At 52.7% G+C, this 3,997-nt stretch carries 6 protein-coding genes; 1 reads left to right on the top strand and 5 read right to left on the bottom strand.

Going from position 1 to position 3,997, the window contains the following annotated elements; translation table 11 throughout:
• Positions 1-257: 257 nt before the first annotated feature.
• The 4 genes from ACMV5I_RS29175 to ACMV5I_RS29160 form a co-directional block, all read right to left on the bottom strand.
• On the bottom strand, positions 258-563 hold the full coding sequence (locus ACMV5I_RS29175; protein WP_414825938.1) for a hypothetical protein: 306 nt from the start codon (positions 561-563) through the stop codon (positions 258-260).
• Positions 564-638: 75 nt separating this feature from the next.
• Positions 639-1,502, bottom strand: a complete 864-nt coding sequence (locus ACMV5I_RS29170; protein ID WP_414825939.1) for a DUF4942 domain-containing protein — start codon at positions 1,500-1,502, stop codon at positions 639-641.
• Positions 1,503-2,244: 742 nt separating this feature from the next.
• Positions 2,245-2,514 carry a hypothetical protein gene (locus ACMV5I_RS29165; RefSeq protein WP_414825937.1) on the bottom strand — a complete coding sequence of 90 codons (270 nt, stop codon included), beginning with the start codon at positions 2,512-2,514 and terminating at the stop codon, positions 2,245-2,247.
• An 80-nt stretch (positions 2,515-2,594) separates the two neighbouring features.
• Complete coding sequence (locus tag ACMV5I_RS29160; protein ID WP_414825936.1) at positions 2,595-3,023, bottom strand: antirestriction protein; 429 nt, start codon at positions 3,021-3,023, stop codon at positions 2,595-2,597.
• Between ACMV5I_RS29160 and ACMV5I_RS29155 the strand changes: the two genes are divergently transcribed.
• Entirely contained in the window at positions 3,022-3,231 is a 210-nt protein-coding gene (locus tag ACMV5I_RS29155) for a hypothetical protein (RefSeq protein WP_414825935.1), read from the top strand. The two genes, ACMV5I_RS29160 and ACMV5I_RS29155, sit on opposite strands and share 2 nt — an antisense overlap.
• Before the next feature lie 182 nt (positions 3,232-3,413).
• Here ACMV5I_RS29155 and ACMV5I_RS29150 read toward each other — a convergent pair whose 3' ends face one another.
• Entirely contained in the window at positions 3,414-3,803 is a 390-nt protein-coding gene (locus ACMV5I_RS29150) for a hypothetical protein (protein ID WP_414825934.1), read from the bottom strand.
• Positions 3,804-3,997: the final 194 nt, after the last annotated feature.

Below are 3,997 nucleotides of genomic sequence, written 5' to 3'. Positions count from 1 at the left end.
GGTAATGGTTTCAAACTGGTACTGATGGGGAGAAGGTTCTTTGAGCATGGCAGTCAGTCCGTTTTTTGCACTGACCTTATTAGATCAAAGTCCTGGCCTCACGGCCAGGACTTTGTCATCAATCTGACAGCGCCGCAGGCGCTGTCCTCTCCATGCCTTCGCCATTGGGTTTAGTGCGCCAATGTCAAAGCATGTCAATGAGGCCCGGAGAGATACCGAGCCTAGCTATCATTGGGGGTGTTGGTTCCGACGATCGATTAAGCTATCTCGTTGTAAGTCACACGGTAATCGAGATATCCCTTTTCACGTTTGATTTCTTCTACATGCACAACGTTATGAGCGACATTGTTTATGGTCATAATCTGTTCGATGGCAGCGTGTATATGACTTCTCTCAATCTTTTCAGCCACAGGTGATAGTGTGATACCGGTAGTGTTGACGGGCATCCACAGATTGTTATCTGCTCCAGATAAACGAGTATCACAAAAGTGGATTGATGGTGTGCCTTTGATCACGGCTAAAATAACAACGGCAGTTTTTCGGTGGCTGGTCGCTAAATTCATAATGGCTCCTGAAAGGATGGTTTCTGACCGATGTGAGTGTGGATATAGCACGGCAGGGCGAACCCTGCCAGTAGCTTAAACCTCTGGCGGCAGCGCCCCTGGGTAATGACGGGCGACGATCTCGTTGATTTTGTCTACCAGCTCTGGGCGGGTAAACGTAATGTGTGCAGTACCTTTTTTGAAGGCTCGAATGGTGAAATAATCACAGGTAAACAGCTCACCGACCTGCTGTGTGCCTCTCCCGATGAAGTCACGAAATTTTACCCCTTCAGATACTCGGAAATCAGGCACGTTCTTACCGTCGAGTAACCAGAAAGGACGAGCCAAATCGTTAATTCTTTCCTGTCCGTAGGTTCGAAATGAGCAATACTTGCCTTCATTAACCTCGATAATGCCGTTAAGGATGATTTTCTTGCCCAGGCAACAGGGATTATTGGTTTTGTAGTCCCAGGAAAGCGTGCGGAATACGTCGATCACCCCTTGTTCAAACGTATTTGTCTTGTTCGCGTTGAGATTTTTAAACGTGGCCAGAACATTATCGAGGGAGATTTCCGGGCAATCCTCGCTGTACAGGCTTTTGTCCCATGCCTCTCGTTGCTTGGTGCTCATCAACGTCAGCATGCCCGTTTCATTCATCAGTCGTTGCCAGACTGCGCGATCAGCAAGGCGGCTGATCCTTCGCTGGATTCTGGCTTCCTCGCCTGATGTGTACGAGGATGAAATACAGGTAACAATTTCAGTCAGCCCATAAAAGCAGACCTTGCCCGCCGCGTCGGTAAGCTGCTTCTGCGCTTGATGGATCAGGTTCATGCCCTGCATGAATGTTGCAATACCGCTGTCACGCTGTGCGATGATGCGATCGATAGCCACAGAAGGGATCACCTCTCCCGCGCTCTGAGTGGGGTTGATATCAACAGTCAGTGCCGTTGTGCTATGCATTTTTTTCTCCTTTATGCTGTTTAAAAACATCACCCGTTGAGTTACCTCGTCGCGGTGTTGACGTTTTGCGGGGACCTGCTGTTCTGTCCCTCCGGTATTTCCATCACCCGTTTGAGAACCTGCGCCGCAAGGGCGTAAAACGGCACCGGCCGAGGCAGACGTCCAGGGGCAGACGCCAAAGTTTTTGCCTGCAAAAAGTTTTGTGGCTGTGCGTAGCATCCCCCCTGGATGGCCAGGAGGACTGTGGCGTTATCAGCCAAGGCGGCAGGGCCGTAAACGGGAGAAACGACACCGGAATGCCAATGAGCAGGAATCCGCCGCAACGCCGAAAGAGCAAGGCGAAACGGCGTTGCTCCCTACACTCCGGCAGGGTATTTATTGCCGGGGTGCAATAAGCGCAGGCTACGGCGCGCCAAAGCGGCGCATCCGGGTACGGATGCTGCAAGCTGGGGTTGCGTCAGGATGGAAGCCCGCAGGGCGGAGACAGGTTTACCTGGCTCCGTTCACGACAGCCGACCGGACGCCCATGTCGACTAGCTGAAAGAGGTGATAACACTACGTAGACGCCGGCAAACCCAGCGAAGGAAACAGAAGGTGATATAAACGGACACCAGGTGATGAAAGAGGCAGACGAAGGCGGCGCGCGGCGCCGTAGGCGCGGCAGCAGCCTTCGCTGCAGGCGTAAGCCTGCCAGGGTGTTCGCGGGCGGTAGACAGGCGGCTCTCACCGCCTGCCTTCTTACCTATTTATCCGATGACACCTTACGATCATTAGCCTTTCCTACTACCGTATCAACAGCATCTTCGATTGTTGACCAGTTGATCCCAGAATCGGCGTCAACATTATCTACAATTGCCATTGCGGCGTTGATCTCATCCCGTGTTAGCGGCTCCCCCCAAGATCTCAACAGAAAATCTTCTTCAAACCACACGGACGCTACACATAATTCCTCCGGCGAATAGTCCTTTTGCAGCCGGGCTATCAGGTTGCCTACCGTCATTTCCATTTCCATACTGTTTCCTCATTGCACGCTCAAGGGCACTATCCATTGAGGCAAGCAGCGTTGCTGCCTGCCTAGGTCTTTTTATTTCGTCACTCAAGCGCTGCGCTAATCGCGGCACTGTCGGGATGGCTTTCTATAAAGTTCCAGAGCTGGAACTCACGCAGCAGGAACAGCTTGATCTGTTCATCGTCGCTACAACCTTTGAGCGCTAAACACCGATAGTTGATGGCTTGCGCTGTCAAAATGATCCCTGCAACCTCGGCGCTGACGGTACGGTCAAACCAGCCTTCGGCGTTGACCATGTGGTATCGATCGCCCGTGGGCATCATGTAGCCGCCGCCTTGCGGAAGCCGTACAAAATGCCAAAATCCGTCTTCGTAGTCAGGCAGGTGTTTACGTGCCAAGGAGTAGACCTTCAATTCGGCAATCATGAAATCCTCGCCAAACAGGTAGGGTAGGAAAGACAGCCGGTCAATTTCTTCGACATTCATGGCGGTCTGAGTGTGGGAATAGTGCATGGAATACCTCCGTAATTTCATGTTCAGCGACACCGGACGGTGCCGTGCCGACACGACAGCCCGGCGAACAGCGGCGCAATACAAGGGCGTTACCGCAGGCCGCAGCGCAGCGAACGAAAGCCGGTATTTGTACGGTGAGACCGTGAAAATTGAGCGGTCGAACGACGGGAAAATGACGGCGAAAGAGAGCGAGAACGGGCGAGGATAACGGCAACGCGAACCCTTGTATTCGTCGCAGCCGGGCTACAGTGAAGGCACGGCACTCGGCCGTCACGACACGAATGCTCACTGGTTGTTTTCAGTACAAGGCCACACTGTGGCCTGGTAAACAGCGGAGTAGAGCGACACCCTTATGGGATCAGGTAAAGAGGGGCATTTGCCCCTCCTGCTTCAACTTTTCTTGGTAAATGCGCTGTATGTGTTCATGACACTGAGAACCTCTTGCCTGGCGGCATAGCAAACATCCCGCAGCACATCGCGGTCGAACCAACGGCGCGGTGGATCCCCAGGCAAACGTAACACATCGGTCATTACGCTGTAGCCGGTGATCAGCTCTAACGTGTCATTGATGACAACCAATCGCACGGCACCAAATCTCGCTCCCTGGTTAATAATGGCATCCAGTACCCGGCGCACCTCATCAGGGTTGGACTCATCAAGCCAATTATCTTCGTCACTTTCCTCAACGACTAGCTTGAAATGTCGTGTGCGCCGGGAAAATAAGAGCGGATTTTGTTGGGGGATAAGGGCTATCTGAATACGTTTGGCATCGTCGAACATTTGCCGACAGGCCTTGCGCACGGACAATGTAACCACCTCGAGTACAGTCCTTATTTCCTCTTTGGTCAGTAAGCGTCGTTAAATCCCCACAGTGTTCGGTCGTGGGGTTTAAGGTAGGGTGATTTTCCAGGGCAGCAGCGTGTCCCAGTCGATGGCGTCGTCCGGCGATTTCAGCGCCGTCAGCAACGCATGCA

This window comes from Serratia sp. T13T92 (assembly GCF_047530105.1).
Classification (GTDB): Bacteria; Pseudomonadota; Gammaproteobacteria; order Enterobacterales; family Enterobacteriaceae; genus Chania; species Chania fonticola.
Note: the sequence above shows the minus strand (reverse complement) of the source record. Positions and strands in the feature narration are given on the sequence as shown.